Raw genomic sequence first — 1,570 nt, forward strand, 5'->3', positions numbered from 1 at the left:
AGCTTGTTCTTTATCCTCCGGATTGTTGTAGTACTGCGAGGGTGCGGCCCCGTCTGACGGTTTTGCCCACGTCGTAGCGGGGGGCGGGTCGGCGGTTGGGGATGCCAGGTGGGCGCCCGGGCCCGGGCCTGGAAGGTTTGGGCGCACTGGCCGGTTGGGCGAGTGCGGGGCGCAGGTTCCGAAACCCTCGCCGGACTCGGGCGGGCGTGAGCTGATGCGGCGCGCACGCTTTCTCCCATGGATGACGCAGGTCCTCGGTCAGCCGGCGGCCCAGGCGCAGCTGGGTGTGAACAATGATGAGCAGCCAGGTCCAGCGGTCGGCGGTCTGAGCGGCGCGCAGCTTGGGGCGGGTCCAGCCGAGGGTCTGCTTCCAGAAGCGGTAGGTGTGCTCCAGGTCGAATCTGCGCAGGAACGCCTGCCAGCAGCGATCCACGTCCGTGCTGGTTGCGCCGGTCTTGGAGGACCAGAGCCAGACTGGTGGTGCGTCCCGGTCGCCGGGCAGGTGCTCGACCTTCAGCCGGATCAGGGTGCCCTCGATGATGGGCAGTTCGCCTTCGTGGTCGAGCCAGGCGGCGCGGTGGGTGAGCCGGGGGTGCAGTCGGTCCCAGGCGCTGGTCTCGGCCTTGCCGTAGTGGGTGGTGTCGGTGATGGTGATCACTGCGGCCTCGGGCCAGGTGGTGGGGTTGGCCAGGGCGAACTCGCCGCCGTGCTTGGGTGGCCGCCCGTTGGTTCCTGGCAACCGTGGTGGGGCGGGCAGGCGCAGGACCCGGTCGGAGCGGATGCGCCCGAGCAGTTCGACGGGCAGGTCACGCAGGACGTAGGCCAGGCGGGTGATGTCGTAGCCGGCGTCGGTCACGATGAGCATGTCCGGGTCCCCGCTGCGCCATTGCCCGGCGGCGATCAGCCGCTCGAGCACCCCTCGAAGCTGGGCGGCGGTTACGGCGGTGGCGTCGTCGGCCGGCCCCAGCCGCACGACGTCCAGCGGAGCCGTCCACGAACTGCGGCCCATCTCCAGCGCCACTACGAACGAGTAGGGCCAGCCGGGGATGAACTGGGAGGCGCTCTTGGCCCGGCCATACACATGGCAGAACAGCCGCTCGGCCGAGCATGCGGCATCCGAGCGCAGCCACGGCGACACGTCCACTGCCAGCACGATCCGTCCGTCCGGCCAGCGCGGTAACGGCAACCTGGCCAGCACCTGCCGAAGCTGCTCCACGTCGATCCGGCCGTGGTTGAGCCCGCTGTACAACGCGCCGTGCCCACGCCGGTACTCCGGCGACAAGCTCAGATCCACCGGCGAGCGCACCGGCCCCGGCTCGCACAACAACGCATCGGTCAGCTCGAACAAGGCATCGGCCCGCGACTTGAGGCAGGCGTAGACCTCGTTCCGGAACCGGGACAACACCCTCAAGGACTCGACACAGGCGGCATCGTTCAGCAGACTCACCCTCACGGCCTTGTAGTGATCAGCAGCGACTCGACACCGCACATGATCACTCAAGGCCGTCTCGCTGTCCGCGAAACGATCAAACGTGGCTCAGCACAACGATCCGGAGGATAAAGAACAAGC

Annotated in this window: 1 protein-coding gene; it reads right to left on the reverse strand. The window is 68.4% G+C overall.

The features are described from left to right. Window positions 1-10 precede the first annotated feature (10 nt). A complete protein-coding gene (locus C1J01_RS47960) occupies window positions 11-1,447 on the reverse strand; it encodes an NF041680 family putative transposase (RefSeq protein WP_111185794.1) in 1,437 nt (478 codons plus the stop codon). Window positions 1,448-1,570 lie beyond the last annotated feature (123 nt).

This window comes from Nonomuraea aridisoli (genome assembly GCF_003236395.1).
GTDB classification, from domain to species: Bacteria; Actinomycetota; Actinomycetes; order Streptosporangiales; family Streptosporangiaceae; genus Nonomuraea; species Nonomuraea aridisoli.